This window comes from Sorangium sp. So ce406, from assembly GCF_051474675.1.
Lineage (GTDB): Bacteria > Myxococcota_A > Polyangia > Polyangiales > Polyangiaceae > Sorangium > Sorangium cellulosum_G.
In genome coordinates, this window is the sequence record NZ_CP150340.1 from 12,586,714 (window position 1) to 12,613,176 (window position 26,463).

At 74.4% G+C, this 26,463-nt stretch carries 18 protein-coding genes; 9 read left to right on the top strand and 9 right to left on the bottom strand.

Annotated features, from left to right (window positions below; translation table 11 throughout):
• Window positions 1-39 precede the first annotated feature (39 nt).
• From WME96_RS47325 to WME96_RS47340, 4 genes are all read left to right on the top strand, one after another.
• Window positions 40-882 (top strand): hypothetical protein, encoded by an 843-nt coding sequence (locus WME96_RS47325; protein ID WP_437288112.1) that lies wholly within the window; start codon window positions 40-42, stop codon window positions 880-882.
• A 325-nt stretch (window positions 883-1,207) separates the two neighbouring features.
• Entirely contained in the window at window positions 1,208-1,588 is a 381-nt protein-coding gene (locus WME96_RS47330; protein ID WP_437288113.1) for a hypothetical protein, read from the top strand.
• 84 nt (window positions 1,589-1,672) lie between these two features.
• Window positions 1,673-2,638 carry an NAD(P)-dependent alcohol dehydrogenase gene (locus WME96_RS47335; RefSeq protein WP_437292431.1) on the top strand — a complete coding sequence of 322 codons (966 nt, stop codon included), beginning with the start codon at window positions 1,673-1,675 and terminating at the stop codon, window positions 2,636-2,638.
• Between the two features lie 228 nt (window positions 2,639-2,866).
• On the top strand, window positions 2,867-3,142 hold the full coding sequence (locus tag WME96_RS47340) for an AbrB/MazE/SpoVT family DNA-binding domain-containing protein (RefSeq protein ID WP_437288114.1): 276 nt from the start codon (window positions 2,867-2,869) through the stop codon (window positions 3,140-3,142).
• A gap of 161 nt (window positions 3,143-3,303) precedes the next feature.
• On the opposite strand, the gene WME96_RS47345 is transcribed toward WME96_RS47340, so the two are convergent.
• The gene (locus tag WME96_RS47345) at window positions 3,304-4,563 is read right to left on the bottom strand and encodes a CapA family protein (RefSeq protein ID WP_437288115.1); all 1,260 of its coding nucleotides are present in this window, start codon (window positions 4,561-4,563) and stop codon (window positions 3,304-3,306) included.
• 240 nt (window positions 4,564-4,803) lie between these two features.
• Between WME96_RS47345 and mobA the strand changes: the two genes are divergently transcribed.
• Window positions 4,804-5,517 carry a molybdenum cofactor guanylyltransferase gene (gene mobA / locus WME96_RS47350; protein ID WP_437288116.1) on the top strand — a complete coding sequence of 238 codons (714 nt, stop codon included), beginning with the start codon at window positions 4,804-4,806 and terminating at the stop codon, window positions 5,515-5,517.
• 46 nt (window positions 5,518-5,563) lie between these two features.
• Complete coding sequence (locus tag WME96_RS47355) at window positions 5,564-6,490, top strand: Uma2 family endonuclease (protein ID WP_437288117.1); 927 nt, start codon at window positions 5,564-5,566, stop codon at window positions 6,488-6,490.
• A gap of 93 nt (window positions 6,491-6,583) precedes the next feature.
• On the opposite strand, the gene WME96_RS47360 is transcribed toward WME96_RS47355, so the two are convergent.
• The 7 genes from WME96_RS47360 to WME96_RS47390 form a co-directional block, all read right to left on the bottom strand.
• Window positions 6,584-7,603 (bottom strand): MBL fold metallo-hydrolase, encoded by a 1,020-nt coding sequence (locus tag WME96_RS47360; protein WP_437288118.1) that lies wholly within the window; start codon window positions 7,601-7,603, stop codon window positions 6,584-6,586.
• An 8-nt stretch (window positions 7,604-7,611) separates the two neighbouring features.
• Window positions 7,612-8,253 (bottom strand): hypothetical protein, encoded by a 642-nt coding sequence (locus WME96_RS47365; protein ID WP_437288119.1) that lies wholly within the window; start codon window positions 8,251-8,253, stop codon window positions 7,612-7,614.
• A gap of 16 nt (window positions 8,254-8,269) precedes the next feature.
• A complete protein-coding gene (locus tag WME96_RS47370) occupies window positions 8,270-9,373 on the bottom strand; it encodes a serine/threonine-protein kinase (protein WP_437288120.1) in 1,104 nt (367 codons plus the stop codon).
• Between the two features lie 115 nt (window positions 9,374-9,488).
• Window positions 9,489-11,573, bottom strand: a complete 2,085-nt coding sequence (locus tag WME96_RS47375; RefSeq protein WP_437288121.1) for a protein kinase domain-containing protein — start codon at window positions 11,571-11,573, stop codon at window positions 9,489-9,491.
• A 396-nt stretch (window positions 11,574-11,969) separates the two neighbouring features.
• Window positions 11,970-14,363 carry a hypothetical protein gene (locus tag WME96_RS47380; RefSeq protein WP_437288122.1) on the bottom strand — a complete coding sequence of 798 codons (2,394 nt, stop codon included), beginning with the start codon at window positions 14,361-14,363 and terminating at the stop codon, window positions 11,970-11,972.
• Window positions 14,364-14,501: 138 nt separating this feature from the next.
• Entirely contained in the window at window positions 14,502-15,902 is a 1,401-nt protein-coding gene (locus tag WME96_RS47385) for a serine/threonine-protein kinase (protein ID WP_437288123.1), read from the bottom strand.
• Window positions 15,903-16,070: 168 nt separating this feature from the next.
• The gene (locus WME96_RS47390) at window positions 16,071-21,575 is read right to left on the bottom strand and encodes a cellulose synthase (RefSeq protein WP_437288124.1); all 5,505 of its coding nucleotides are present in this window, start codon (window positions 21,573-21,575) and stop codon (window positions 16,071-16,073) included.
• Here WME96_RS47390 and WME96_RS47395 point away from each other — a divergent pair.
• On the top strand, window positions 21,535-22,395 hold the full coding sequence (locus WME96_RS47395) for a hypothetical protein (RefSeq protein ID WP_437288125.1): 861 nt from the start codon (window positions 21,535-21,537) through the stop codon (window positions 22,393-22,395). The two genes, WME96_RS47390 and WME96_RS47395, sit on opposite strands and share 41 nt — an antisense overlap.
• A gap of 312 nt (window positions 22,396-22,707) precedes the next feature.
• On the opposite strand, the gene WME96_RS47400 is transcribed toward WME96_RS47395, so the two are convergent.
• On the bottom strand, window positions 22,708-24,312 hold the full coding sequence (locus WME96_RS47400; protein ID WP_437288126.1) for a hypothetical protein: 1,605 nt from the start codon (window positions 24,310-24,312) through the stop codon (window positions 22,708-22,710).
• A gap of 29 nt (window positions 24,313-24,341) precedes the next feature.
• Between WME96_RS47400 and WME96_RS47405 the strand changes: the two genes are divergently transcribed.
• Both WME96_RS47405 and WME96_RS47410 read left to right on the top strand, forming a co-directional pair.
• A complete protein-coding gene (locus WME96_RS47405; protein ID WP_437288127.1) occupies window positions 24,342-25,517 on the top strand; it encodes a penicillin-insensitive murein endopeptidase in 1,176 nt (391 codons plus the stop codon).
• A complete protein-coding gene (locus tag WME96_RS47410) occupies window positions 25,514-26,461 on the top strand; it encodes a DNA-methyltransferase (RefSeq protein WP_437288128.1) in 948 nt (315 codons plus the stop codon). Before WME96_RS47405 ends, WME96_RS47410 begins: the two co-directional genes overlap by 4 nt.
• Window positions 26,462-26,463: the final 2 nt, after the last annotated feature.

The following is a 26,463-nucleotide window of genomic DNA, read 5'->3' on the forward strand; positions in this document are numbered from 1 at the left end:
GCGGGCGCGGCGAGCTACCGGCACGTTCGAGGCGAGCCCATGACCCAGACCTTCCCTCTCCGGCGCGATCGGGTGGCGCAGCACGTCGACGTGGCGCCTGGCGGCGAGATCGTCCTCCGCGGCAAGCTCGTCTGCTCGACCGACGGCTCGGTCATCGACGCGGCGACGACGACCTGGCCGGCCGGCGCGCCGGGCGGCGCCTCGGTCGACAGCGGCGGGCTCGTCGACTTCGCGCAGGGCGGCTTCCACGTGATGAGCCGCGATCCCGCGACCCACGAGGTGCGCGCCATCGCGACCGGCGATCCGGCGCCCGCCTGCGCGCTCGCGGGCGTGGAGGCCCCTTGCCTTCCGCTCCGGCTCGTCCCGCTCGCGCGCGCGCGGCTCCAGACCGCGCAGGAGCTGACGAGCTGCCTGAACGGCGGCATCACGGTCGAGGTGCCGGACGCCGTGCTCCCGCCCGTCGCGCCCGCGGCCGTGCCTTACGTGCAGGGCGCGGCCGTGCTGCTCGGCGTCCTGGGGCTCGCGTCGATCGGGTGGGTGGTGCAGCGGCGGCGCGCCCGCTCGCCGCTCGGCCAGCTGCTCGGCCTGGCGACGCGCACCCGGGCCAAGCTGAGGGCCGCCGACCCTGTCGTGGCCGCGCCGCTGCTGCCCGCGGTGGAGGCCGCGCTGGGCGCCCTGAAGCAGCGGCGCGTGGACGCCGCCTCGACCGAGGGGAAGCGGGTCGCGGAGCTGCTGCGGCGGGTGGAGGTGCGCCTCGATGCGTCGGTCGAGGAGGCGCGCGCCGACAGGGAGCAGCAGGCGGCGGACGAGCTGGTTCGCGAGATCGAGAGCGCGCTCGAGGCGGTCGAGGAGGTGGGGGGCGCGCGGCGCGGGCGGGCGTGAGGCGCGGGGGCCGGGCTCGGAGGAAGCTCGGAGGGCCGCGACGCGGCCGCGAGAGGTGGCCCCCGTCGCCTGGCGTGCGTGCCTCCAGCAAGAGATGGGCGGCACCCGTCTCCCGGTGGACGTGCCTCCAACAAAAACATGGGTGGCACCCATCTCCCGGTGGACGTGCCTCCAACAAAAACATGGGTGGCACCCATCTCCCGGTGGACGTGCCTCCAACAAAAACATGGGTGGCACCCATCTCGGCGGTGGAGGCGGAGGCTTACGGATGACCAGCGTCGGCGAATTGCACATGCCCTCGGGGCGACGGCTGTACCTTCGCGAATTGCGACAGTACCTGACCTACGAGGGCATGCTGGAGGGGCTGCCCACCGTCGAGCGGAACAAGGAGCAGATCGAGGAGCTGGTCTCGGAGCACCGGGACAACCCGTACCCCGGCGGACCGTACCTGATCCGGCCGATAGAGGTGCCCATCGAGCTCCCCGAGGATGACCCGTACCCGTTCGGCACCCCATCGGCCCTGCCGGGGGTGACCTGCATCGGCCGGTTCGACTCGCTCGATCCGGCTCGCGACCGGAGCCGCGACTTCTCCGGCCTGGTGGTGATCTGGTTCCAGGATGACTTCGCGTTCCCGATCGACCCGGCCGTGGTCACGCAGCTCCTGGCCATCGATTGGGAAGCACACGCAGCGGACATGGAGTATTGAGGTGATGTTGCCTGGGTTGATACGGCGACACACGATCCGATGAGGGACATGGACGCGCTCAGCCATCTCCGGTATCACGGAGCCATGCGAGCCGCCCGACGGGAACGGTATGGAACGCCGGCAGTCATCCGGATCGAAGACGTGGCGGCGCCCACGCCGGCTGATGACGAGATACTGGTTCGGGTCCACGCAGCCACGGTGAGCCGCACCGACTGCGCGTTGCTCTCGGCCAAACCGTTCATCATGCGGTTCATGACCGGCCTCCGCAGACCAAGGACCCAGACGCTCGGGACCGACTTCGCGGGGCGGGTGGAGGCGGTCGGCGCGCGCGTCGGCAGCTTTGCGGTCGGCGACGACGTCTGGGGGATCAATGATCTCGGGGCCGGGTCTCATGCGGAGTATCTCGTCATTTCCGGGGATGACTCGGTCGCGCGCATGCCCAGCGGCCTGAGCTTCGAAGAGGCTGCTGCCTCCCTGGAGGGCGCCTGGTATGCTCACAGCATCCTCGAGCGGGCGGCCTTCGAGAGCGGTCGTCGCGTGCTGATCAACGGGGCTACCGGGGCGATCGGATCCGCGCTGCTGCAGCTGTGCGTATACCGGGGCGCCACCGTGACCGCGGTGGGGAACACCAGGAACCTGGAGCTGCTGAAGTCGCTGGGGGCCGATCGGGTCATCAACTACGAGGAAGCGGACTTCACCCGGGACGACCAGGTCTATGACTACGTGTTCGACGCCGTGGGAAAGAGCACGTTTGGCGCCTGCAAGCGCCTGTTGACGCCCAGGGGCGTGTACGTCTCCTCGGAGCCCGGACCCGGGTGGCAGAATCCATTCCTGGCGCTCCTCACGCCCGCTCTCGGCCGGAAGCGGGTCGTGTTCCCTGTACCCACCGACCGAAAGGCGTTTCTCGAGGTGATGCATCGGCTCATCACCGAGCGCCGTTTTCGGCCCGTCATCGACCGCACCGTGACGCTGGATGAGATCCAGGAGGCCTATGCCTACGTTGCGTCCGGCAAGAAGACGGGCAACGTGGTGCTGAAGCTCTTCGGGTGAGGGACCGCGCGCGTGCGCAGCCGGCTCGCGCTCGACGAACGCCGACACGTGGCGCATGCGCGCGGCGAACGCCGCCCCGGTCTCGGCGTGCCGCGGGGCGGCCGCGAGCGGGGCGGTCCCGAGGCCCACGTTCCATGGCCCGGGGTTCGGAGGTAGGGTGTGGACCGGCGCGCTCGCGCGCGTCGGGAGCAGTGGCGGAGTAAGTCGGGCTGGCTTACGCTCCGGCTCATGGCCACCCTGAGGATGAGCAGCAAAGGCCAGCTCACGGTCCCCCGGGCGATCCGTGAGAAGCTCAAGCTACGGCCGGGCTGCCAGGTCGATGTTCGTGTCGACGACAAGGGAAGGCTGATCCTGACGCCAATTCTCTACGAACCCGAGGACTTCCTCGCACGGCGTTCCCCCAGGCCCGCCCGCTCCGCGTCCCTCGAAGAGATGGAGGCCGGCATCCGGAAGGGGGCCGCCCGTGGTCGGCTGGGGAAGGAACGGAGCGTGAGCGCTCTGTGAACGGCACACCGTCGTGGAGGAGGGGGCCGCGAACGGCTCCCTCCTTCAGACCTACCTGTCCAGTGTGTCCGCCCCCGGATCGAATGTGCTCAAGCCAGTTTCGTTGATCGACGTGCCGCGCGCTTCGCGCATGTGCTCGCGGTAGAGCCGCAAGGCGTCGCTCAGCGGATCGGCCCGGCGACCTTCGGCGGCGAGGCGGGGGCGGCCTTCGCGGCGTCCTCGAGCGGCGCGCAGCCGTCGGCGCCGAACGGGCCGATCGCCGGCTCGCCGTCGACGAACGCCGACACGTGGCGCATCCGCGCGGTGAACGCCGCCTCGGTCTCGGCGCGCCGCGGGTCGGCCGCGAGCGGGACGGTCCCGAGGCCCTCGCTGCGCACGGGGCAGATCTCCGCGACGGGCGGCGCGCCGCGCCGCAGGCGCAGGCGGGCGAGCATGGCGAGCTCGACCGCGGGGCCGGTCCTCTTCACCTTCATGATGAAGTTGCCGAGGCTGTAGAAGATGGGCCGGCCGCGGCGGAGCTCGATGCCCTGGAGCACGTGCGGGTGGTGGCCGAGGAAGGCGTCGGCGCCGGCGTCGATGGCGGCGGCGGCGACCGCGCGCGCCTGGGGCAGCGGGGTGTCGAGGTACTCGGTGCCGCCGTGGTAGCTCACGACGACGGCGTCCACGCCGGGCTGCTTGCGCGCGGCGCGCACGGCGGCGGCGAGCCCGTACCGCTCCGCGGCCGCGACGAACTCGCGCGCCGGGTGCTCCCACAGCGAGCCCTGGTTCCAGATGCCGGTCACGGCCAGCACCGCCACGCGGAAGCCGCGGCGCTCGATGACGGCCGGCGCGTACGCCTGGCGCCGCGTGCGGCCGGCGCCCACGTAGGCGACGCCGACGCGCTCCAGGTGGCCGAGCGTCTCGAGGAACGCGCCCTTGCCGTAATCCCACATGTGGTTGTTCGCGAGCGACACCACGCTGATGCCGGCGCGCGCGAGCGCGTCCGCGCCGGCCGGCGGGCCCGTGAACACGAGCGGCTGGCGGCTGTGCTGGGTCTCGCCGCCCTGGTCGCTGAGCTGGTTCTCGAGGTTGACGAAGCGCACGTCGGCGGAGGCGAACAGCGTCGCGACCGGGGCGAACGGGTCGTGCGCCGGGTTGCGGAGCAGCTCCTGGCCGAGCGCCTTGCCGAGGCACACGTCGCCGCCGGCGAGGAGCGTGATCGCATCGGCCGGCGCGCCAGGGGGGGCCGCGGGCGCGATGGGGGCGGCCGCGGGCGCGATAGGGGCGGCCGCGGGCGCGATAGGGGCGGCCGCGGGCGCGATAGGGGCGGCCGTGGCGACGGCGGGCGGTGGAGCGAGCCCGGCGCCCACGTTGGCGGGCCGCTCGCAGCCGATCTGCGCGGCCGCGGCGCACATCGCGAGGAGGACGGGGGCGTGGCGCATCGCAGGCGGCTTCTCGGGGCCCATTATCCACGGGGGCGCGCCGGCGCCCAACAATCCGGGCGAGGGGCGCGATCCCGGTGGCCGGCGCCCGGGCGCGCGCCCATGCTCGGACGCGGCGCGATCCTCATGAATCAGGGGAAGATCTCGACCGCACCCGGCGCACCCGGCATGCCCGGCGCACCCGGCATGCCCGACGCACCCGGCATGCCCGGCGCACCCGGCATGCCCAGCGCACCCGGCATGCCCAGCGCACCCGGCGCGCTGGACGGCGAGCGCGGCGCGACCGGTCGCGCCGCCGGTCTGGCGGGCGTGGTGCTGTGCGGCGGTCGGAGCAGCCGGATGGGGCGCCCCAAGGCGTGGCTGCCGTTCGGGGGCGAGGCGCTGCTCCAGCGGGTGGTGCGGCGCCTCGGCGAGGCGGCGTGGCCGATCGCGGTGGTCGCCGCCCCCGGGCAGGAGCTTCCGCCGCTGCCGGAGGGGGTGCTTGTCGTGCGCGACCCGGAGGAGGGCCGCGGCCCGCTGCAGGGCATCGCCGTGGGACTGGAGGCGGTCGCGCCGCTCGCCGAGCGGGCCTACGTCTCGGCGACCGACGCGCCGTTCCTGCACCCCGCCTTCGTGCGGCGCCTCGCCGACCTGCAGGCGGGCGGCCACGCCGTCGCCGTTCCGTGGGCGGACGGGCACCATCACCCGCTCGGCGCGGTATACGCCTGCTCGGTGCGCGCCGACGCGGCGGAGCTGCTTGCGCAGGGCATGCTGCGGCTGTCCTCCCTGTTCGAGCGGGCGCGCACGCTGGTCGCGGGGCCGGAGCTCCTGCTCGCGGATTCGCGGCTCCGCGAGGCGGATCCGGCGCTGCGGTCGCTGCGCAACCTCAACACGCCCGAGGACTACGCGGCGGCCCTGCGCGAGCTCGACGCCGCGGAGGACCCCGCGCCGGGCGGTCCGGCCGGCCGCCCATGAAACCGCGGCCTGGGACGGACCCGCCGCACCGGCTATTCTTGCGGTCATGCGCCAGCCGGCTGCCCTGTACCGCGTCGATCCCGACGACCCGCGCGCGCCCTCCGAGGAGGTCTGGGCGCGGCTCAGCCCGGCCGGCCGCGCGCGCGTGGTCGCGAGCCTCCCCTCCGAGTTCCCCGTCTCCGAGGCGTCGCCGCCGGAGGGCGACGAGCACTTCGGCGCGAAGGTCGGCGCCCGCTCCGCGCTCGGCAGTTACTTCGCCCGGATCGGGCGCCGCGTGTACCTCGCGTGCGAGCTGCCCGTGTACTACCCGGGCGAGCGGATGTTCGCGCCCGACGTCATGGCCGTGCTCGACGTGCCCGTGCACCGGCGCGAGAAGTGGGTCGTCGGCGTGGAGGGGCGCGGGCTCGACTTCGCGCTCGAGGTGCTCGTCTCCGGCCGCCGTCGCAAGGATCTGGCCGAGAACGTCGAGCGGTACGCGCGCCTCGGCATCCCCGAGTACTACGTGTTCGACCGGGCCCGGCTCAAGCTCTCGGGCTTCCGCTTGCCCCTGGCGGGCCGGCGGTCCGGCGCCGGGTCGCGCCGGTACGAGCCGATCATCCCGCAGGGCGGCCGGTACGTCTCCCAGGTGCTCGGGCTCGACCTGGCCATCGAGGACGAGCGCCTTCGCTTCTTCCACGGCACCTCGGCGCTGCTCGAGGCGGACGAGATGATCGGCTCCCTCGAGTCCATGCTCGACGCCCTGGAGGTGCGCGCTCGAGCGGCCGAGGAACGGGCGGTCGAGGAGGCGCGCAAGCGCAAGGAGGAGGCGCGCCTTCGCAAGGAGGAGACGCGCCTTCGCAAGGAGGAGGTGCGCCTTCGCAAGGAGGAGGCGCGCCTTCGCAAGGAGGAGGCACGGCAGCGTGAGGAGCTCGAGCGCCGCCTCGTCGAGGCGTTGGCCGAGATCGAGCGCCTCAAGGGGAAGCGCGGGTCGTGACGCTCGCGCCTCCTGCCAGACGCTCCCGGCTCCCCTGATCGGGCCATCTCTCCTGCGGCGCCGGCGCCTCCGCCGGCCGCCCTTGAACCGGCCTCACGGCGCCCATTTCGCGATCAGGATCCGCTGCTCTCCGTGCCTCGGGACGATCACCCGGTCGGGCCCCAGCCCGCGCGCCGCCATGACGCGCCGGAGCTCGCGGGGCGCCTGGCCGAACGTGTCGGTGCTGTTGATGAAGGTATCGAAATGAATGGCCATCATCCGGCGCGCCCCGAGGTCGAAGAAGGCCTGGACCGCCTCCGCCGGGTCCACGTGCTTCGGCGCCATGAACTCGCGCGGCCCCACCGGCGCGATCGGCAAGAGGGCCAGATCGATCCCGGGGAACCGCGCGCGCGTCTCCTCGAAATGATCGCGCTGGTACGCGGTGTCGCCGCCGAAATACACCTTGATCCCGTGATACTCGATCACATATCCGGTGTAGCTCGTCGTCATCCAGTCCCGGTCGAGGCCGTACCGGTATCCGGCGTGCCTCACCGGGACCGCCGTGATCTTCAGATCGCCCTGCTGCCATGTCGTCCAGGTAGGGACCTCGACCGACTCGAACGCGTAGTTCGGTACGTAGACGAGCCCGCCTTGCGGCACGAGCAGCGTCCGGACCTTCGGCTCGATGAGCGACAGCGACCCCAGCGAGAGGTGGTCGAAATGCATGTGCGAGACGAGGACGGCGTCGATGGGCGGCAGGTCCTCGGGGTCGAGCCCCGGCTCGACGAGCCGCTTCACGATGAGCCCCACATTCGACGTGAAGACAGGGTCCGTCAGGATGAACTTGTCGTCGATCTGCACGAGCGCGGTCGCGTGCCCGACCCAGAGGACGGCGAGCCGCGCCTCCGGTCGATGAGGCGCGCGCACCTTGTCCGGCACCGGCAGCGGCCGGTCGAACAGGATGGCGACGTTGTCCCCGAGGATGCGCGCGGGCACGCAGCTCGACAGGCCGGTGATCGCGAGGAGCGCCGCGGCGAGCGGCCGCGCGAGCGACCCTGCCGCCGACAGCGCGCGTGACAGCGTGGCTGACCGCGCGGGCGATCGTGCGGGAGACGAGGAGATGCGCTTGGCCATGCGCGGCGTCAGAAGTAGCGAATGCTGAGCGTGATCGTGGTCGACCGCAAGGCGGCTGTCGGCGTGACGGTCACCTGAGCGCCGAGGCCGCCGAACAGCGTATAGATCCCCGCCTCGTACGAGGCGGCCACCTGATCGCGGGCGTGGACCACGGACGCGCCGAGCGAGCACGACAGGGCCTCTCCCCGGTCGAGGAGCGGGAAATAGGAGCGCACGCCGCCGCGCACCATCCAGCCCCCGGCCGCCGCGGCCGGGCCAGCGACGTACTCGGGCGAGCCGAACAGCTCGATGGAGCCCGCGTGCCTCGTGAGCGGCTCGACGACGAAGGCGCGCCACGGCGAGAGCTTGCGGTTGATCCCGAACGAGTAGAGCAACGGCGTCACCTGCCAGCGGACCCCGAAGCGCGCCCCGCTCGCCCCGATCCACAGCTCCGGGCTCGGCACGAGCTGGACGAGCAGCCACGGCAGCGTGAGGCGGATTCCGGGCTCCGTGGCGGCGCCGCTCACGGCGGCCTGATGCGGCCCTCCACCCGCGTCGGCCTCGCGCGGCGCTCCCGGCGCCGCGCCCGCGGCGAGCGGCCAGCCGAGGGCGGCGGCGCAGGCGGCCAGCGCCGGGGCGCGGCGTCGTGCGAACCGTGCGGAGCGCCGCATGCCGGGCATGTCGCGGCTACGGCGCCGCGCCGTACACCTTGCCGAGCTGCTTGTACAGGAACCGCGCCGCGTGCTCTCCATACGGCGTCGTCGCGACATACACGTCGGGCGAGGCGATCGGCGCGTCCGCCGCCAGCGCGCCAGGCCGCCCGATCCGGCCGAGATCGTCGCTGAGCGCCTCCATCGACGGATACCGGTTCTCCGGCCGCTTGCGCAGGCACTTCATGATCACCGCCTCGAGCGCCCTCGACGCCGGGCTCGCGCCCAGGCCGGGCGGCGGGGGCGGCGTCATGAGCTGGTGGCCCAGCACCATCGCCTCTTCCATGGCGGGCGTCAGCGCGTGGCCAGAGGCCCGCGCGACGCTGAAGGGGAGCTTGCCGGAGAACGCGCGGTACATGAGCATGCCGAAGCCGTAGACGTCCGTGCGCGCGTCGGGCGGGTCGCTGATGGTCTGTTCCGGAGCCATGTATTCGAGCGTGCCGACGGTCACCCCGGCCTGGGTGAGCCCCGAGTGCTCGTACAGCTTGGCGAACCCGAAATCGACGACCTTGGCCGCCCAGGCGTCGCCCTTCTCGCCCACGAGGAACACGTTGGCCGGCTTGATGTCCCGGTGGACGATCCCCGCGCGGTGCGCCGCGCCGAGCCCCGCCGCGGCCTGGAGGAGGATGGGCACGCCGGCCTCCGGAGACAGCCGCTTGTCGCGCAGGAGCAGCGAGCTCAGCGACTCTCCGAAGAGCAGCTCCATCACGAGGTACGGCGACCCGTCGTGAAGGCCGATGTCGAGGACCTCGACGAGGTTCGGGTGCACGACCGTGGCCGCGGCCTTGGCCTCGATGAGGAACCGCGCCTTCACCTTGGGCTCGCGGCGGAACCTCGGCTCCAGCAGCTTCAGCGCGACCGGCGCGCCCCCCTGCGTGTCCTCCGCCAGGAACACCTGCGCCATGGCGCCGCTGCCGATCAGGCCCCGCACCCGGTACCGCTCGGCGATGACGGCGCCCACGTGCTCGGTCGGCTGGGACCGGATCCGCCGGATGTCGAGGCTCTTCACCAGCTTCTCCCCGTCGTGCGGACAGAAGCGGTGGTCATCCGCGTACCGCCGGTGGCAACGAGGGCACAGCATGGAGGTCCCGTTCCGGGCATACCCCCTCCACCGCCCTCTTTGCAAGGCCCCTCCTCCCCACGCCGCGGGGCGCTCGTGCAGCGACGACGCAGGCGCGGTCACGATGCGGGCGCGGTCACGACGCGCGCGGCGCCACCGACGGGAGCTTCGCCCCGGGCTCGTTGATCCGGACCGTCTCGACGCGGCTGAAGTCGTCCAGGTCGTGCGTGACGCCCGCGGCGCGCCAGCCACGGCACCGCCGGGGCAGCGCGTCGAGGTGGTCGACGAAGGAGCTCACCCACGCCTCGATCTCGACCGGCCGCTCGTCGGGCGACAGGGCGAGCGCCCGGGCAAAGGCGTCGTCGATCGCCGGCGGCGTCCCCGGGAGCAGCGATGAGACGGGCGGCGGGGCCACGCGCGAGAGGCTCGACAGGACGGTGGAGAGGTCGTCTCCGGCCGTGACGCGCCGCCCGGTGAGCGCCTGGTAGGCGACGGCCGCGAAGGAGTAGATATCGCTGCGCGCGTCCACCGGCCTGCCGCTGGCCTGCTCGGGCGCCATGTACAGCGGAGTCCCCAGGAAGATGCCCGTCGACGTCGCGCTGACGTCCGCCGCGACCTCCTTGGCGATGCCGAAATCGAGGATCTTGACGCGGAAGCCGCCCGGAGACGTGGACGGAACCAGGTAGATGTTCTCCGGCTTCACGTCGCGGTGCACGAGCCCCGCCGCGTGCGCGGCCGCGAGCGCCGAGGCGCCCTCGCGCAGGAGCAGCGCCACCTGCGGAGGCGTCCCGGGCCCGTTGTGCCTCATGGCATGAGCCAGGTTGCAGCCCTCCAGCCACTCCATGACGATGTAGAGCGACCCGTCCTCGAGCTCGCCCGAGTCGTACACCTCGACGACCGACGGGTGCTGAATGCGCGCGACGAGGCGCGCCTCCCGCGCGAACCGCGCGCGCACATCGTCGTTGTTGAAATGCTCTGTCCTGATGGTCTTGATCGCGACGTCGCGCCCGAGCCGCTCGTCCTGGGCCCGGAACACGCGGCCCATGCCGCCCTCCGCGACGACCCGGGTCAGCCGATATCGCCCCGCGACGCGGTAAGGGAACGGCCGCGGCATGCTCAGCGCGGCTCCGTCGTCGCTGCACAGCGGTGCGTTCTGATCGTAACAACGATGGCAGCTCGGGCAGATCTGCAGGACATCGATTCCGCGGCTCACCATGTCCTCGAGGGTCGCCTTCCGGCGCTCGGCCGCGCCGGCGAGCTCCTTGCGCATGCGAGACAGCTCGAGCGCGCTGCCGAGGTGGTGAGCGAACGAGTCGACGAGCCGCCTCGTCGTGTCGGTCCACGCGACGCTGCTGCCGACGATGACCAGGGCGCCGTGGACGTCGCCCGACATGCCGACGACGGGGATCACGACGTCCGACGACCTCGGGAGCGGCCGCTTCGCCAGCGCGGCGCTGCGCAGCGCCTCGGCCGACGGCGCCTCGGTGGCGGTCGCGGTGAGGCTGACCATCGTCTCCGCCTCGGCCTTCCACACCGCGATCTCGCGCGCCCCGATGGCCTCGGTGATCTGCGCCGCCGCGGCGGACGACCACCGCGCCAGGTCGTCGAGCGCTTGCGCCGAGGAGGCGACGAGCTCCGCGAGCTTCTCCTGCTCCTCCGCGAGCTGGCGCGCGAAATACTGCACCGCGGCGTAGGCGATGGCCGACACCGTGAGGATGTTCATCGCGAAGAAGCAGGCGATGAGGGCCTCGGGCGTCTCCGGCGCCCGCGCCGAGAGCAGGGGGTCGATGGCGCCCGCGATCACCACGAGGAGCGCGTAGGCGGCGAACCACGGGATGGACGCCCGCGACCCGTGGAACAGCAAGAAGGTCAGCGGCGCGAGCAGCGCCCACAGGACGACGCCGCTCGACGCGACGAACCCGCCCCGGCTCGCGTGCATGAGGAACGGCAGCGCGAAGATGAGCAGCGCCTGGCGGAAGCGGAATCCGGCGAACTCCTTCGTCCGGGCGAAGTGGACGAGGCTCAGGGCCGTGCACGCCGTGTATCCGAGCGGGATCGCCGCCGAGCGGACATCCCCGCTCGCCGCATAGGCGATCACCCAGGCGGGGCACGCGCACGCCTTGAGCGCGGCCGTGAGCGTGAGAATCCTCTTGTGCTGGCGCAGCCGCGGATCGTCCCCCGACCTCAGCCCGATCCGAGCGACGGCCTGCAACAACTTCATGCCTGCCGAGTGTACGCCGACGAACAGGGGGCCTCAAGCATTGGACCGACCGCCCACAGCGACGCCCGGCGCCGCTCGGCCAATGCTCGGGCGACCGCGCCGAGCAACGCGCGGCGGCCGCTCGGCCAATGCTCGGGCGACCGCGCCGAGCAACGCGCGGCGGCCCCTCGGCCAGCGCTGTGGCCGACGCGCTCGGCAGCGCTTCGCGATTCGCGGCGCGAGCCGCGCTCCCTTCAATGCTGGTGCAATCGTCCGGTCACCCGTTGCGCAGACCGTCCCTGGTTGAAACCGGTCCGGTCTGACGGTGTGACTCCCGAGTTCCCGCGATCGGGAGCAGGCCTGTTCCCGTGATGTCGAGAGAGGCCGCCGCGGAGCCCGCGCGCGATGGGGGCGGCGTCAGGCGGCGCCGAGGTCGAGCTCGGCGAGCCGGCCGACCAGCGGATCCTCGGTGCCGAGCTGCTCGAACGTCACGGGATCGCTCTTCTGGAGCGCTGCCAGGAGCTGGCCCAGCCCGCGCCGCGAACCGTAGTAGTTCGACAGCTCGTGGTCCTCTTCGGTGATGCAGGCGCGCACCGCGCTGCGGGAGATCTGCGGCAGCCGCAGCGCCGTGAGCGCCATCGACCACAGGCCGTCGATGAAGTTCTGATCCGCGGGGAACTCCAGGAGACCGGCCATCGTGAGGAGCATGGCGCAGCGCTGGCCCCTCGGCGTCGACAGCGCGTCATCGCCCTCGAGATAGCCGAGATCGAAGGCGCGGCGCATGGCGTCGGCCGCGCAGAGCAGGCGCTTCAGCTCCTGGGCCGCGTGGCTCAGGTGGCTGTGGAACATGACGTCGACCGACAGGCCGCCGGGCGCGTCCTTGCTCTCATGAAACCGGGTGACGGCCGGGAGCCGCCCGAGATCCTGCCGGACGGCGTTGCCGGTGGGCACGTCGTGCGGCGGCTCGCGGTGGCTGAAGAAGCCCCCCGACTGGAAGACATAATAGAGCTCGCTCTGGCCCGCGAGCCCCGCCCAGATCTCCGAGTACTGCGCGACGCGGTTGAGGCTGCCCGCCGCCCAGTTGAGCCCCGCCGCGGCGTCGCCGCTGATCTGCGAGGCGCTCACCCCCGGATCGCGCGGCGTCATCGAGCCCTGGATGTCCTCGGCGATCTCCGTGAGCTGGAAGTCGAGGAAGCCGTCGTAATAATCCGCGCGTCCGTCCCGGTTCACGTCGGAGTAGCGGGCGACGACGAGCGGGTGCGAGGGCCCGACGAACTGCGAGAACCCGGGGACCTGCGCCTGCGGGTGGTGCCACTGCGCCTTCCGGATGCGCGCGTCGAGCTCGGCGTGCGACGCGCGCTCGCTCATCCCGCGCAATGCGGCGACGAAGCAATCGATCCCCTCGGAGGCGGTGACCACGCCGCCCTGGCCGACCCGGAAATAGGTCGAGTCCCAGGATGAATAGATGTCCGCGTCGGGGAACATCTGAGAGATCGCGAAGCGCGTGGTGAGCCCGGCGCACTGCGAGTTCATCATCAGCTTGTAGCCCTCCTGCCGCACCTTCACCGCGGCCGCGCGGAGGTCGAACGAGCCGAGCTGGGCGTGCCGGTTGATGAGCAGCCCGATGAAGAACTTCACCCCCATCTCGAGGTTCTCGTCCCGCGGGGTGGCCGTGCGGGCAAAGATGCGGATGGGCTCGCCGGAGGGCGTCTTGAAGGGCGCCTCGAAGACGCGGTAAGGGCTCCAGCCGCTCGGCGATGGGGGCGTGTCCGGCGGGGGCGTTATCTCCTTGAACTCGTAGGCCGACACGAGGATGCGGCACTCGCCCTCGTGGAACTCCGAGGCGCTGCACACGGCGAGATTCCACGGCCCCGTGAGCTCGTCGTACGGCGGCGCCTCGCGGAGCAGGCCGCGCACGAGCCCCCGCGCGCGCTCCTGCTGGTCCGCCGTGAGCCCGGGCGCGCGGAGCTGGAGGAGCTGGATCGCGTGGGCGCGCAGCGCGGGCCGGGCCGTCTCGTCGCCCGCCTCCTTGTCGATGAGCGCGAAGATCTCCTGGGCGGCGCGGTCGGCGACCGGCGCGAAGCTGCGGTCGTCGAGCGACGTCGCGATGAGGTGCGACAGGATGGTCAGCGCCGCTGAGCGGAGCGTCGCGGCCGCCGTCGGATCGCGCCGCGCCTCGTCGCCGCCGACGGCCGCGGCCTCGAGCGCCGCGCGCGCCTGCTCCAGCAGCGCCATGCCCCGGCCCGCCGAGAGCCGCTCCTTGCGCAGCGGCTCCTCCGGGTGGAACGCGCTCGGCGGAAAGAGCTGCGTGAAGGTGCTCGTCCGGCGCGAGGAGATCCACCGGGCCGCGGTGACGAGGGCGTCGCGGGCCGCGATCCCGTCGGCGGCGAGGGCCGGGCTCGCGCTGAACACCCCGACGGGCAACAGCCAGAGCGGCGCGGCGCCCTGGCGCCCGGCGGTCAGGTCGATCGGCGCCGCCTGCGACGCGACGCCCTGATCCGGCTCGACCTCGACAGTGGAGGCGACGACGGCCTTGAGCCGCCGGCGCACCGGCGTGCGCCCCGGAAACACGATGAGCACCGCCTTGCCCTCGCGCTCCCGGAGCGCCGCGAGGTGCTCCGCGGGCACCGGCGCCTGGAGCGAGATGGCATAGTCGTTGTCGTTCACCGCCACCGCGAGCAGGCGAATTCCCGGTGTGGACTTGCGCCCTTCGAACGCAGCGGACGCGGCCTGCCCGACGGTATCCACCGTGCCGGGCAGGTCGACGATCCCGCGAGGGGAACGGATGCGGACGATGACTTCTGTAGGCATGCCTCTCTCCTAAGGTGAGAGAGACTCGCCCTGTTCAAGAGCGCGGCGCAACAGGAATCCGACGCTGCCCGAACACCGTCTCGTCGCGTCACGACAGGCGTCAGGAAGGGCCTCACGCCTGTATCTAAGGCAGTTCCCTCAAGGCATCTCCGGCTTGTCCGGAGTTGACTTCTGCACCTCGATATCGAGCGGGGCGTCGGCGGCGCCCGGCGCGTCGGCGCCCGGGGCGACGAGGAGGATGTGCGGCGGCTCCTGCGCCGAGGAGGTCGAGCAGCGGAGCAGCGACAGGGCAGCTCCGGCGGCGACGATCAGCGCGGCGGCGAGCTTGACGCCTGCGCTCTTCGCGCCGCGCGCCCCCGGGGCGACGGCTCCCTCGCCGCCCTCCGCGGCGGCGCCGTAGGCGTCCGCCGCTGCGGCGGTGGGCGCGGCGCCGGGCGCCTCCAGCGGGGCCGCCGGGGTGCGGCGCGAGGGCAGCGGGGCGCTCGACGGGGGCGAGGGCAGGAGGCTGCCCGCGCGCAGCGTCGCGACCGACGCCTCGCCGTCCAGGTCGGCGGCGCCGGCCGAGAGCGCGTCGCCGGCGCGGGCCTCGAAGGAGAGCGCGTCGCTCTCCGGCTCCCGCGGCGCCGCGGGCGGGCCGAACGGGCGGAGCGCGACGTCCGCGTAGCGCTCGAGCAGCGCGCCGACCTCGCGGAGATCTGCGGGGCGCTGCGCGCGATCCGGGCTGAGCATGCGATCGACCATCGCGGCGACGTCGGCGGGCAGCGCGGGCGCGACCTCCCCGATCGGCCGCATCGCGCCCGTCAGGATGCGCTTCAGCACCTTGCCCATGCTCGCGGCCTCGTTGGGCCGGACCGAGGTGAGACACTCGTAGAGGATGACGCCGAGCGACCAGATGTCGGCGCGGTGATCCACGTCGTGCTCGCCGAGGATCTGCTCGGGCGACATGTAGTAAGGGGTCCCGAGCATCTCGCCGGTCCCGGTGCGCCCCGAGGTCCACGCGGTCTCGCCGTGCGACGCGGTGAGCTTGGCGATGCCGAAGTCGAGCACGCGCACCCGGGCCGCCTCGTCGTGCAGCGGCGCCGCCGCCTCGAGCGTGAGCAGGAAGATGTTGTCGGGCTTGAGGTCGCGGTGGACGATGCCCAGGGCGTGCGCGGTGCCCACCGCCGAGATGACGGGCAGGAGGATGCGCGCCAGCTCGGGGAGCGGTAGCTGCGCCTCCCGCAGGAGCTTGTCGCGGAGCGACTCCCCCTCGAGCAGATCCATGACGAGGAACGGGGTCCCGTTGTCGAGCTCCAGGACGTCGTGGATGCCCGGCACGTTCGGGTGATCGACCGCGGTGGCCACGCGCGCCTCCCGCAGGAGGCGCCGGCGGGTGGAGGCGTCCTCCGTCGCGCCGGGACGAAGCAGCTTCAGCGCCACACGCTCGCCGCTCGCGAGGTGGGTGGCGGCCCAGATGACCCCCATGCCGCCTTCGGCCAGCTGGCGATCGACCCGGTAGCGACTCGCCACCAGGGCGCCCGGGACCAGAGTGTTGGTCACGCGGAGACAGGATACCACGCGCCGTCCGCCGAGCCGGCGCCGCGCGCGTCTCGCGCGCTACTACACCGCTCAGGTCAAACAAATATGTGAGCGTCGCAGCGGCGTCGGGGACATCCGTACGTCGCTGTCGTTGGCGCGACGCGCAAACATCGTGAATCGCACTCCCAGCTATACCGCTGGCCAGATCGAGCCGGCGCGGCGGCGCTCGGCGAAGGCATCGGCCGAGAGCGCGTAGCGCAGGAGCTCGTTGGACACCGGGTGCTGCAGGAGCAGGCGCGGCTCCTCGGTCGAGCGGGCGATGTCGCGATCGTACCGGCGCAGGTAGTCGATCGCGGCGAGCGCGTCGCCGGACAGCAGGTAGCCGATGCGGTACTCGCTCCGGCGCAGGCCGATGACGAACGCGCGCGCGTCGTACGCCACGGCGACGTTCGGCGCGATCTCCTCGAGCAGCTTGCGCTGGCGACGCCCGATCGCCCGCTGGATGCCGGGGAGCATCTGCTGGGCGGCGTGCTCGCGCGCGGGCGAGATCGCGCCCGACCCGAAGCCGGGATCGAGCGTGCGGATCGCCGCGAGCAGCAGGCCGTCGGTGGCCTCGGCCGGGATCTCGTCGAGGAAGGTGAAGCCGACCGCGACGCGCGCGAAGAGGCGGGCCAGCGCGAACGTCTGCTCGAGCTCCGGCAGCTCGGTGAACGAGGTCGGCGCGACGATCGCGGGCGGATCGCCCGGGAAGACGCGCGCGGCGCCCTGCCACGAGGGGACGAGGTAGAGCTCGAACGCCTCGATGCCGAGCGAGCGGCCGACGCGCTCGGCGAGCTGCCGCGTCGGGTGGTTGTCGCGCGGGCCGAGCCGCTCGCGCGAGCTGACCCCCAGGTTGCTCAGCTCGAAGCGGATCGCCTTGGCGGCGATCGGCGCGATCGCGAGCGCCACGTCGATCCAGGAGCTCCGGGCCTCGGGGACGAGCAGCCGGCCGATCTCGGGGCCGGCGAACGCCCCGACGTAGGGCGCCTCGGAGGGCACGCGCCGGCCCCTGAGCCGGGCCATGCGGTCGGGCGACACCTCGCCGAGGCAGGCGCGGACCTCCTCGACGGTGACCCGCTCCTCGGCGCGCCCGTCCTTGGCGAGCGCCGCCTCGAGCGCGGCGAGCGCGGGGCCGAGATCCGGGAGCCGCGTGAGGACCTCCGCGTCGGAGGTGAGCACGTCCCGCAGCACCTGGACCGCCTCCGAGTTGCGCCCCGCGGCCTCGAGGCCGCGGCCGAGTGCGGTGCGCGACTCCGGCGGGGCGTTCGGGAGCGCGACGGCCTGCTGGAGGCGCGCGAGCCCGTCGCGCGGCCGGATGAGCAGCGTCGACTCGAGCAGGCCGAGCGTCGTCAGCCAGCGCGGGTCGAGCGCGACGCGGCGCGTGCCGGCGATCTCGAGGAGCTGCGTGAGCGCCTTGGCGTAGGCCGCCGCCCCCTCGCTCGTGTCGACTCGGTAGAGGCGGGCGAGCGCCGTCCAGCCGCGCGTGTCGCCGCTCGGCGAGCTGACGATCACGTCGCAGAGCGTGCGCACCATGCCCGCGCTGTCGCCGGCGTCGCGGTAGGCGTCGGCGAGGCGCAGGCCGGCCTCGACGCGGGTGTTCGGGTCGGGCGACAGCTCGACGAGGCGCCCGAGCGCGCGCAGCGCGAGCGCGTGATCGCCGCGCGCGACGCCGAGCTTGTGCAGCCGCTCCAGCGCGGGCCGGTTCTGCGCGTCGATCGACAGGACCGCCTGGAGCGCGTCCTGCGCGAGCGCCGGGTTCGCGAGCGGCCCCTCGTACAGGTCGGCGATCAGGAACTGCGCCGCGATCTTGGTCTCGGCGTCCGTCGCCGCGGCCACCGCGCGCTTCAGGGCGTCGCGGGCCTCGAGCCAGACGCGCTGCGCGGTGAGCAGCCGGGCGAGGAGGAGCAGCGCCGCCGCGTCGTTCGGCGTCGCCTCGATGACGCGCCGGATCGCCGCGATGCCCACGCCGGGGTCGATGGCGCCGGGGCGCCCCTGGTGCTGCAGCACCGACCGGGCGATCTCCGTGCCGAGCAGCGTGATCGCGTCGGGGCTCGCCGCCCGGTTGAGCGCCTCGCCGAGGCGGTCGGCGAGCCGGTGCGGGTCGCCCGCGAGCTTCTGGGCGAGCGCGCGCGCCGCGGCGACGCTGCTCGGATCGGCGCGGAGCGCGCTCTCGTACAGCTCGAGCGCGCGCGCGTTGCCCTCGGGCGAGGTGTCCTCGGCCGTGAGCTCCGCCGCGCGGACGAGGTGCGTCGCGCGCGCGGGCTCCCCGAGGACGAGCTTGGCGAGCGCGAGCTGGGCCGTGACCATGCTCGCCTTGTCGCCGACGCGCTGGGCGAGCCGATCGAGCCCGCGCGCCGCGAGCAGGCTCTCCGGCCACAGCGCGAGGGCGTCGCGGAAGCCGGCGAGCGCCGCGCGGGCGGCGGCGGGGTCGGCGTCGGCCTGCGCCTCGGCGAGCAGCGCCTCCTCGATGCTGTAGAGCGCGCGCGCGATCGGGTCGCTCGTCAGCTCGCGGCTGTCGCGGACGGCGCTCGTGAAGAGGGCCTGCCCCCGCGGCGCGGCCGGATCGGAGGGGGCCACCTTGCCGGCGAGGCGCAGGATCGCCAGGTGCGCGGCCGCGTCGCGCGGCGACTCCTTGACGATGCGCGCGAGCGCCTCGAGCGCGGCGCTCGGCCCGAGCTGCTCCTCGAGCGACGCGATCTCCCAGAGGGCGCCGCCGCGCGCGACGGCCGAGGTGAACACGTCGGCCTCGGCGCGCAGGACCGTCGCGAGCGACGTCGGGGCCTCGAGCAGCCGGTAGAGCTGCTCGAGCATGCGGAGCGCGGGGACGTGGTTCGGCACCACGGCGACGAGCCCCTCCAGGATCTCGACGGCGTGGCGCGGGCTGCTCTCCGCGAGGACGAGCGCGAGCGAGATCCGGAGCGCGTGATCGACGAGCGCCGGCGGCTTGCGCTCGAGCCAGCGCGCGTAGAGCCCGGCGAGCTCGCTCGCGATCATCGAGTGGGACATCCCCGGCAGGCTGGACGCGGGGCGCGTGCCGGTCGCCGGCCGCTGCGCGGCGGGCGCGCCGAGGCCCACGCCGAAGCCGGCGCCGCCGGCGCGGACGTAGATGCGCTCCATCGCGTCGAGGATCGCCGGGTCCGGCTGGCTCGAGGCGAGCGCGGCGTCGGCGCGGGCGAGGAGGCGCAGCGCGTCCTGATCGCGCCCGAGCGCGAGCTCCTGGACCTCGGCCGCCTGGAAGAGCAGCCGCGCGTGGTCCTCGGGCCGCTGCGTCTCGTCGGCGAGCGAGCTCAGCACCTCGACGAGCTTCTCGTAGTTGCCGGTCTCGCGGAGGAGCCGCGCGATCTCGATCCGCGGCTGGGGGTGGGAGGGCCTCCGCCGGGCCGCCTCGCGGTACGACTCGACGGCGCTGTGCGGCCGCTTGAGCCGCCGCTCGTCGAGCGCCGCGACCTCGATCCAGAGGCTGAACGCCGCGTCGGACGCGGGATCGCGCTGGATGAGCTTGAGCAGCGCGCGGCGCGCCTCCTCGTAGCGGCCGGACCGCTCGTCGAGGCGGAAGCGCGCGCGCAGCGCGTCCGGATCGGCCGGATCGATCGCGAGGGCGCGATCGACCAGCGCCGAGGCCCGGTCGCGATCGCCGAGCCTGATCTCGGTGATGTCGGCGGCGCGCAGCAGCAGCCTGCGCTGCTGGGCCGGGTTGCTCGTGAGCTCGGCCTCGGCGCAGAGCGCGCGCGCGAGCCGCTGCGCGTCGCTCGCGCGCGCGGCGTTGCGCTGGAGCGCGAGGATCGCGGCGCGCCGCTCCGGGTCGATCTCGAGGATCTTCTCGATCTCCTCGATGGCGCGGGCGGGCTGGGCGAGCTCGTCCTCCCAGATGGAGACGAGCTTCTCGAGCAGCCCGACCTTGCGCGTCGGGTCCTCCGTCGCGCTGGCCGCCTGCGTGTAGAGGTCGATCCGCTCGCGCACGCCGCGCGGATCCTCCTCGTCGACGGACTGCGGCGCCGGCGCGAGCAGGGCCGAGAGCGCGTCGAACACGGTGGTGTTGCCCGGGTCGATCGCCCACGCGGCGCGCAGGATGGCGAGCGCCTCGTCCCGCTGCTTGAGGTGGTGCTCCGAGATGTCCGCGGCGCGCAGCAGCGCCGCGACGCGCACCTGCGTGGGCCGGTTCGCGTTGGCGACGGCGGTCCACACCTCCACGCGCTCCTCGTGGTGGCCGAGGCGCTGGAGGGCGCGGTCGAGCCGCTCCCGCGTCGAGCTGTCCTCGGGCTCGAGCTCCAGCGCGCGCGTCGCGTGGAAGGAGGCCTGCTCCGAGTTCCCGAGCGTGTCGTGGATCTCCGCGAGGCGGACGTGCTCGTAGACGATCGCCTCCCGGTCGGTGAGGAGGGCGAGCTCCTTCTGGCGCACGCTGGCGGCCTGCTCGAGCGCGCCGCTCGCCTCCAGGAGGCGGACCAGCTCGCCGACGATGCGCCGCGCGGTCGGCGACCCGGCCGGGGCGCGCGTCGACGCGCGCGTCAGCAGGGGCACCGCGTCCCCGGGGGAGCGGATCTTGTCGATGAGCAGCCGCGCCGCCGTGTAGAGCAGCCGCGACGCGCGCTCGTCGTCGCGCTCGTGCTCGGCCTCCAGCGAGAGCGCGCCGACGAGGCCGACGATGCCGTCGTGGTGCACGAGGTGGCGGCGGAGCGCCTCCCGCACGGGGCCCGGCCCCGGGTCGAACGCGATCGCGCCCTCGAGCGACGCGAGGGCGAGCTCGGGCTTGTGGAGCTTGCGATCGAGCACGGCGGCGCGCTCGACGTGGATCCAGGCGGTGAGCTGGCCGTCGCCGTCCGGGCGCCCGCGCCCCGGGGCGTACGCGTCGGCGAGCCGATCGAGGTGCGCCGCGAGGTCCCGCCCGGCCTGCTCGGTGCTGCGCGCGCTCTCGCGGCGCAGGGCGATCTCGAGCCCGCGCAGCGACGCGGCGTGGAGCGGGACGAGCCGCAGCGCCTCGGTGAAGGCGTCGCAGCTCTCCGGCGTGCGCCCGAGCGCCTGGAGCAGGCGCGCCCGCTCGGCGAGCAGGTCGGCCCGGAGGGCGTCGCTCTCGGCGACGCGGAGCTTGTCCTCGACGACCTCGAGCGCGAGGGCGAGCTCGGTGCGCGCGTCGATCAGGCGATGGACGCGCGAGAGCGCCGGCTCGAGCGTGCGGGAGAGCTGCCGCGCGCGCTCGTAGGAGCGGCGGGCGGCGGCCGGGTCCCTGAGCACCCGCTCCTCGTGGATGCCGAGCTCGACGAGCGCGCGCGCCGCGCCGACCGGGTCGCTGGCCTTGAGCCGCTCGGCGCGCTGCTGGAGCTCCGTGGCGAGGTCGGGCGCCGCGATCGGCGGGCTCAGCGCGGGAGCTTGCTGGCGCTGCGCGGGGGCCTGCGCGCTCGACGCGACGGCTTGCGGGGCCTGCGCGCTCGGCGCGACGGCTTGCGGGGCCTGCGCGCTCTGCGCGGGGGCCTGCGGCGCCTGCGGGCTCTGCGCGGGGGCCTTCAGGCTCTGCGCGGGGACTCTCGGCTCGCTCGTGGCCGAGCGCGGCGTCAGCGGCGACGGCTGGGGGGCCGAGGCGGGCGCGGGCGTCACGAGCGGCTCGATCGACTCGACCGAGATGGGCGTGGGCGACGAGATCGGCTCGGCCGAGATGGGCATCGGCGTCGCCGTCGGGTCGACCGAGATGGGCATCGGCGTCGCGGTCGCGTTGAAGGCGGCGACCGCCGGCGAGGCCAGCGTGGGCACGCCCGGCTGGGAGCTCGGCGCCGGCTTCCCTGCGCCCGCGCCGGAGCCCGGAGCAGGCGGCACGGCGCGGTTCGGGGTCGGCGGGCGCGCGGGAGCGCCTCGCGGCGAGCGGACCGGCGGCTGCTCTTCCCGGGGCGCGGTCGCGGCGGCCTGGCCAGAGCCGGGCGCGCCGATCTGGCCCGGCGTCGACGCGGGCGCCTTCGCGCCCGGCGGCAGCGGCGGCGGAGGCCTCGACGGCGGGGCCAGCGGCGGCGGTAGCGGCCCGCTCGCGACGCTGCCGTCCTTGCGGCGGATGAGCGGCGGCGGCCTGCTCGGTCCCCCGCCGGGGGGCGGCACGCTCGGCGCCGGCGTCCGGTTCGGTCCCGGCGGCGGCACGCTCGGCGGCGGCAGCGGGGTCAACGGCGGCAGCGCGCCCGCGCCGAGCGGCGTGTTGGGCGGCGGCAGCGAGGTCGGCGGCGGCGGCGGGGTCGCGACCAGCGGCGCGTGCGGCGTGGGCAGCGGGGTCGTCGCCGCCGGCGCGGTGGCAGCCGGCGGCGGGGTCGCGGCCAGCGGCGCGTGCGGCGTGGGCAGCGGGGTCGTCACCGCCGGCGCGTTTGCGGCCGGCGGCGCTTCGCCGTCTGGCGGCGCGTTCGCGGCCGGCGGCGCCTCGTCGCCAGGTGGCGCGTTCGCGCTCGGCGCGCCGAGCCTCGACGTGCCTGCGCTGCCGACGAGCAGCGTCTTCGCGCCGGCCTGAGGTTGCGCGCTCACGCGCGCGATTTGAGCGTTGTCGGCGTTGGCTTCCCAGCCAGCTTCGTCCGGCGATCCGGACAAGCTAGGCAAGCCAGGCCGGCGCGACGCTCCTTCTTGCGGATCGTCCCCGTGCACCGGCGCGGATGCTACACACCCGCGCGCGTTCAATCCACGTCCATGTGCCTGCTCGACCGACGCCGCGCGCATCTCGAGCCGCGCGCGAGCAGGCTCACGGCTTTTTTCGCGCCACGCGATGCATCCCGCCGCGCTGCGCCGCATGCGGTGCTCGGCGCACCTCCTCGACCCGGGGGCCGGCCTACTTGCCGGGCGTGGCCGGCGCGCAGCGCAGCACGTCGAGCTTCATCGCCTTGCCGGCCGGGTGCGCCACCAGCAGCGCCTCCGCGGAGGCCGCGATCGGCTCGCCACGCCCGAGCGCCGGCTCCGCGTGCAGCCCTCCCTGGAGCTCGCCCCGCGCGGTGAGCGCCGCGAGCTGCGTCGGGCCCGAGGCGTTCGCGATCGCGAGCCACACGGCTCCCGCGCGGCCGCTCGCGCGGCCGTTCGCGCCCGGCCCCGGCGCGCCCCGGAGGAGCGCCGGCACCCCGGCGCCCACGCCCAGGGCCGCCTCGGGCGGGGCGTCCTGCTCACGATCGCCGACGAGCACGCGCGGCTCACCGACGCCGCCGAGCCGCACCAGCACGGCGCTGATGCGCCCTCCGATCGAGCCGCTCGGGGTATCGTCGTCCCGGAAGGCGAGGATGACGCCGTCGTCCTCGCCGAGCGTCAGGTCGTACGCGAGCACGTGCCCGTCCTTCGGCGTGACCGCGCGCGGCGTGGCGGTGAGCGCGCCCGTCTCGTCGAGGGGGACCACCTCAATCCACTGGTGGGCGATCGTCTCGCCGGCCGCGGCGGTGTCCTCGTCGGCGTCGTCGCCCTTCTCCGCCGCGGCCCGCCGCGCCGGCTCCTCGGCGCGCGCGATGTACGCGAGCCAGTAGCCGCCGGGCCGGGCGATCACGCGCGGCAGCTCGGCGTCGGTGCTCGGCTGGGAGACGGGGCGGGCCGAGGTGACGGAGCGCAGCGAGCCCACGTCGGCGGAGGCGAGCATGATCCGCGATCGCTTGCCGTCGCGGGTCACGTCGTCCCAGACGATGACCGCGCGCTCGCCCGACGCGGCGATGTCGAGCGCGAGCGACTCGTCGCGCCCCTCGGCGAGCTCGGCGCCCCAGGTGACGTGCTCTCCCTCGATCCTCGCGATCTTGATCGCGCGCCCGCCGGCGTTCGGCTCGAGCATCGCGGCGAGGATCGCGCCGCCCGCGCCCGCGACGACCGGCGGATCCATGTCGCCCCGCGATCGCGCGAGCCGCACGAGCTTCCCCTGGGCGCCGTCGGCCGAGAGCGTGGCCACCATCGCGATGGTCCCGCCCTCCGCTTCCCGCTGCGCGCCCACGGCGAACCCGCCGGCGAACGCCGTCCCGCGGCCGACCTCGACCGCGAACGGCGCGAGGTCCTCGACGCTGTCCGCCGCGCCGCCCCCCGCGCCCTGCTCGGGCCCGGCGTCCTTCGCGACCGGCGCCGGCGGCGCGTCGCCGATCACGAACGGCGCGGGGCCCGCGGGCGCGCAGCGCGGCGGCGCCTGTCCCGGCGCCGCCGGATCGCTCGGATCGCCCGGCGCGGGCGCCGCGGACGTCGCGCTGGACGGCGCGGGGGCGCTGCTCTCGGCGTCCTCGGGCGCGGTGAAGCAGGCGCGCCACACCACGAGGCCTCCCACGACGAGCGCGACGGCGAGGGCCCCTTTCCAGGCGACGCCCTCGGGCTCGTCCTCGGTCGGCGGGCGTCGATCCGCCGTCGGGGGGCGTTGATCCGCCGTCGGTGAGCGTCGATCCGCGCTCGAGTTCCCCTGGGGGGCGCGGTGGTTGGGCTCCATGGGCGGGGGGTGTTAGCGCTGATCGCGCCGTGAGGGCAGGGGGTGGCGCCTGCGCGCGCTGGTCCAGCCGATCTCCCGCCGCCGGCGCGGGAGCGCCAGGGCACGGCGAGCTCGACCGCATCGCTCCCGCTGCCGACGCGGGCGCGCCGGGCCGCCGCGGGCTCGACGGCATCCACGAGAACTTTCCCTCCGGCGCCAGCGAGGTTATCGGCGGCAGGAGCGACGCCGGGCCGTCGCCGCGGGCATCCAGCGGGCCGGCGCGGCGGGGGAGCGGCGGCGCGTCCGATCCTGTCATGCCGAGCCGCACCCTCCTCACCACGATCCTGCTGGGGCTCGTCGCGCTGTGCTGCGCGGCCTGCGTCGGCTCTTCTCCCACGCCGCTCGCCCCTGCGCTCCGCGGCTCGATCGGCGTCCCGCACCACGGCGTCATCACCGACGCGGTCGAGCTCCCGAGGCAGGGTGAGGGCTACCGCCTGCTCCGCAGCAACGGCGTCCGATGGGGGACGGCGGGGCTCGTCGCGGCCGTCCAGCGCGCCGCCGCGGAGGTCGCGCGCGCGCGCCCGGGCGGCGAGCCGCTCCTCGTCGGCGATCTCTCCGCGCGCTTCGGCGGGGCGACGCGGGGGCACCGGTCGCACCGCACCGGGCGCGACGCGGATCTCCTGCTCTACGCGCTGACCCCGGACGGCCGCCCGGTGCGCTCGCCGGGCTTCATCGAGTTCGGGCCGGACGGGCTCGCGCGCATCGACGGCAGCGGCGACGCCGGGCGCGGGGCGTCGCTCCCCGGCGCGCAGGAGTACGTCCGCCTCGACGTCGAGCGGACGTGGCTGCTCGTGAAATCGCTCGTCCGCTCGCCCGACGCGCACGTCCAGTGGCTCTTCTTCGCCCGCTGGCTCGAGGCGCTGGTCATCGAGTATGCCCGCGCGCGCGACGAGGACCCCGAGCTCATCTGGTACGCCGAGAGCGTGCTGCTCCAGCCGGGCGACAGCACGGCGCACGCCGATCACCTCCACCTCCGCGTCGCGTGCACGCCGGACGCGTTCCTCTCCGGCTGCCTCGGCGGCGGCCCCTACTGGCCGTGGCTCCCGGCGGTGCCGCAGCTCGTCGCGCCGGCGGACAGCGACCTCGCCGCCGCGATCCTCGACGACCTCCTGCCCGGCGGCGCCGCTGCGGGCTCCCGCGTCGCGGCGCCCGACAGCGCGCTGTGAGCCACCTCGTCGCGCTGGGCGACGCGGCCGACGTCTGCGCGGCGCTCCCCTCCGAGGTGCGGTTCGATCTCGTCTACCTCGACCCGCCGTTCGGCGTCGGGACGACGATGACCGCGCGGTCGGCGCGCGGCGAGGCGCGCGGCCGGCGCAGGCCGGAGAGCGGCCCCGACGCATACGACGATCGCGCGAGCGCCGACGCGCTCGTCGCGACGCTCGCGCCGCGCCTCGCGGCGATCCGCGATCGCATGGCCGAGGGCGCGACGCTCTACCTGCACCTCGATCACCGCGCGGTCCACGACGCGAAGGTCGCGTGCGATCGCCTCTTCGGCCGCGGCGCGTTCCTCGGCGAGATCATCTGGGCGCCTGGCAATGGCGGCCGAGGCGCGCGCGGCTTCTCGGTCACGCACCAGACGATCCTCCTCTACGCGCGCGCGGCGAGCGAGCGCGGCCGGGTCGTCTACAACGCCTCGGACCCGGCGCTCCGTGAGCCCTACGCCGAGACCAGCCTCGCCATGCACTTCAAGCACCGCGACGAGGACGGCCGCCTCTACCGCGAGCGGATCCTCGGCGGCAAGGCGTACCGGTACTACGCCGACGAGGGCCGCCGGCTCGGGAGCGTGTGGACCGACATCCCGGGGATGGTCGCCAACACCCCGCTGCGCCGCGAGGGCACCGGCTATCCGACGCAGAAGCCGGAGAAGCTGCTCGATCGGATCGTCCGCGCCTCCTCCGCGCCCGGCGCCACCGTCGCGGATCTCATGTGCGGCAGCGGCACCACGCTCGTCGCCGCCGCGCGGCTCGGCCGCCGCTTCGTGGGCGGCGATCGCAGCCAGCTCGCGTTCGCCACGTTCCGTGAGCGGCTCGACCGGGAGGCGATCGCCTACAGCGTGATCGAGGTGCCCGGCGGGCGGGAAGCCGATCCCGCGCTCGCCGAGGAGGCGTGAGC

Bases quoted from the DNA above. Each gene is read 5' to 3' on its own strand.
- WME96_RS47360 (WP_437288118.1), bottom strand. From the start codon at position 7,603: ATGGCCAAGCGCATCTCCTCGTCTCCCGCACGATCGCCCGCGCGGTCA.
- mobA (WP_437288116.1), top strand. From the start codon at position 4,804: ATGCCCAGCGCACCCGGCGCGCTGGACGGCGAGCGCGGCGCGACCGGT.
- WME96_RS47400 (WP_437288126.1), bottom strand. From the start codon at position 24,312: ATGGAGCCCAACCACCGCGCCCCCCAGGGGAACTCGAGCGCGGATCGA.
- WME96_RS47325 (WP_437288112.1), top strand. From the start codon at position 40: ATGACCCAGACCTTCCCTCTCCGGCGCGATCGGGTGGCGCAGCACGTC.
- WME96_RS47370 (WP_437288120.1), bottom strand. From the start codon at position 9,373: ATGCTGTGCCCTCGTTGCCACCGGCGGTACGCGGATGACCACCGCTTC.
- WME96_RS47335 (WP_437292431.1), top strand. From the start codon at position 1,673: ATGCGAGCCGCCCGACGGGAACGGTATGGAACGCCGGCAGTCATCCGG.
- WME96_RS47375 (WP_437288121.1), bottom strand. From the start codon at position 11,573: ATGAAGTTGTTGCAGGCCGTCGCTCGGATCGGGCTGAGGTCGGGGGAC.
- WME96_RS47355 (WP_437288117.1), top strand. From the start codon at position 5,564: ATGCGCCAGCCGGCTGCCCTGTACCGCGTCGATCCCGACGACCCGCGC.
- WME96_RS47340 (WP_437288114.1), top strand. From the start codon at position 2,867: ATGGCCACCCTGAGGATGAGCAGCAAAGGCCAGCTCACGGTCCCCCGG.
- WME96_RS47345 (WP_437288115.1), bottom strand. From the start codon at position 4,563: ATGCGCCACGCCCCCGTCCTCCTCGCGATGTGCGCCGCGGCCGCGCAG.
- WME96_RS47365 (WP_437288119.1), bottom strand. From the start codon at position 8,253: ATGCGGCGCTCCGCACGGTTCGCACGACGCCGCGCCCCGGCGCTGGCC.
- WME96_RS47395 (WP_437288125.1), top strand. From the start codon at position 21,535: ATGGGCGTGGGCGACGAGATCGGCTCGGCCGAGATGGGCATCGGCGTC.
- WME96_RS47380 (WP_437288122.1), bottom strand. From the start codon at position 14,363: ATGCCTACAGAAGTCATCGTCCGCATCCGTTCCCCTCGCGGGATCGTC.
- WME96_RS47390 (WP_437288124.1), bottom strand. From the start codon at position 21,575: ATGCCCATCTCGGCCGAGCCGATCTCGTCGCCCACGCCCATCTCGGTC.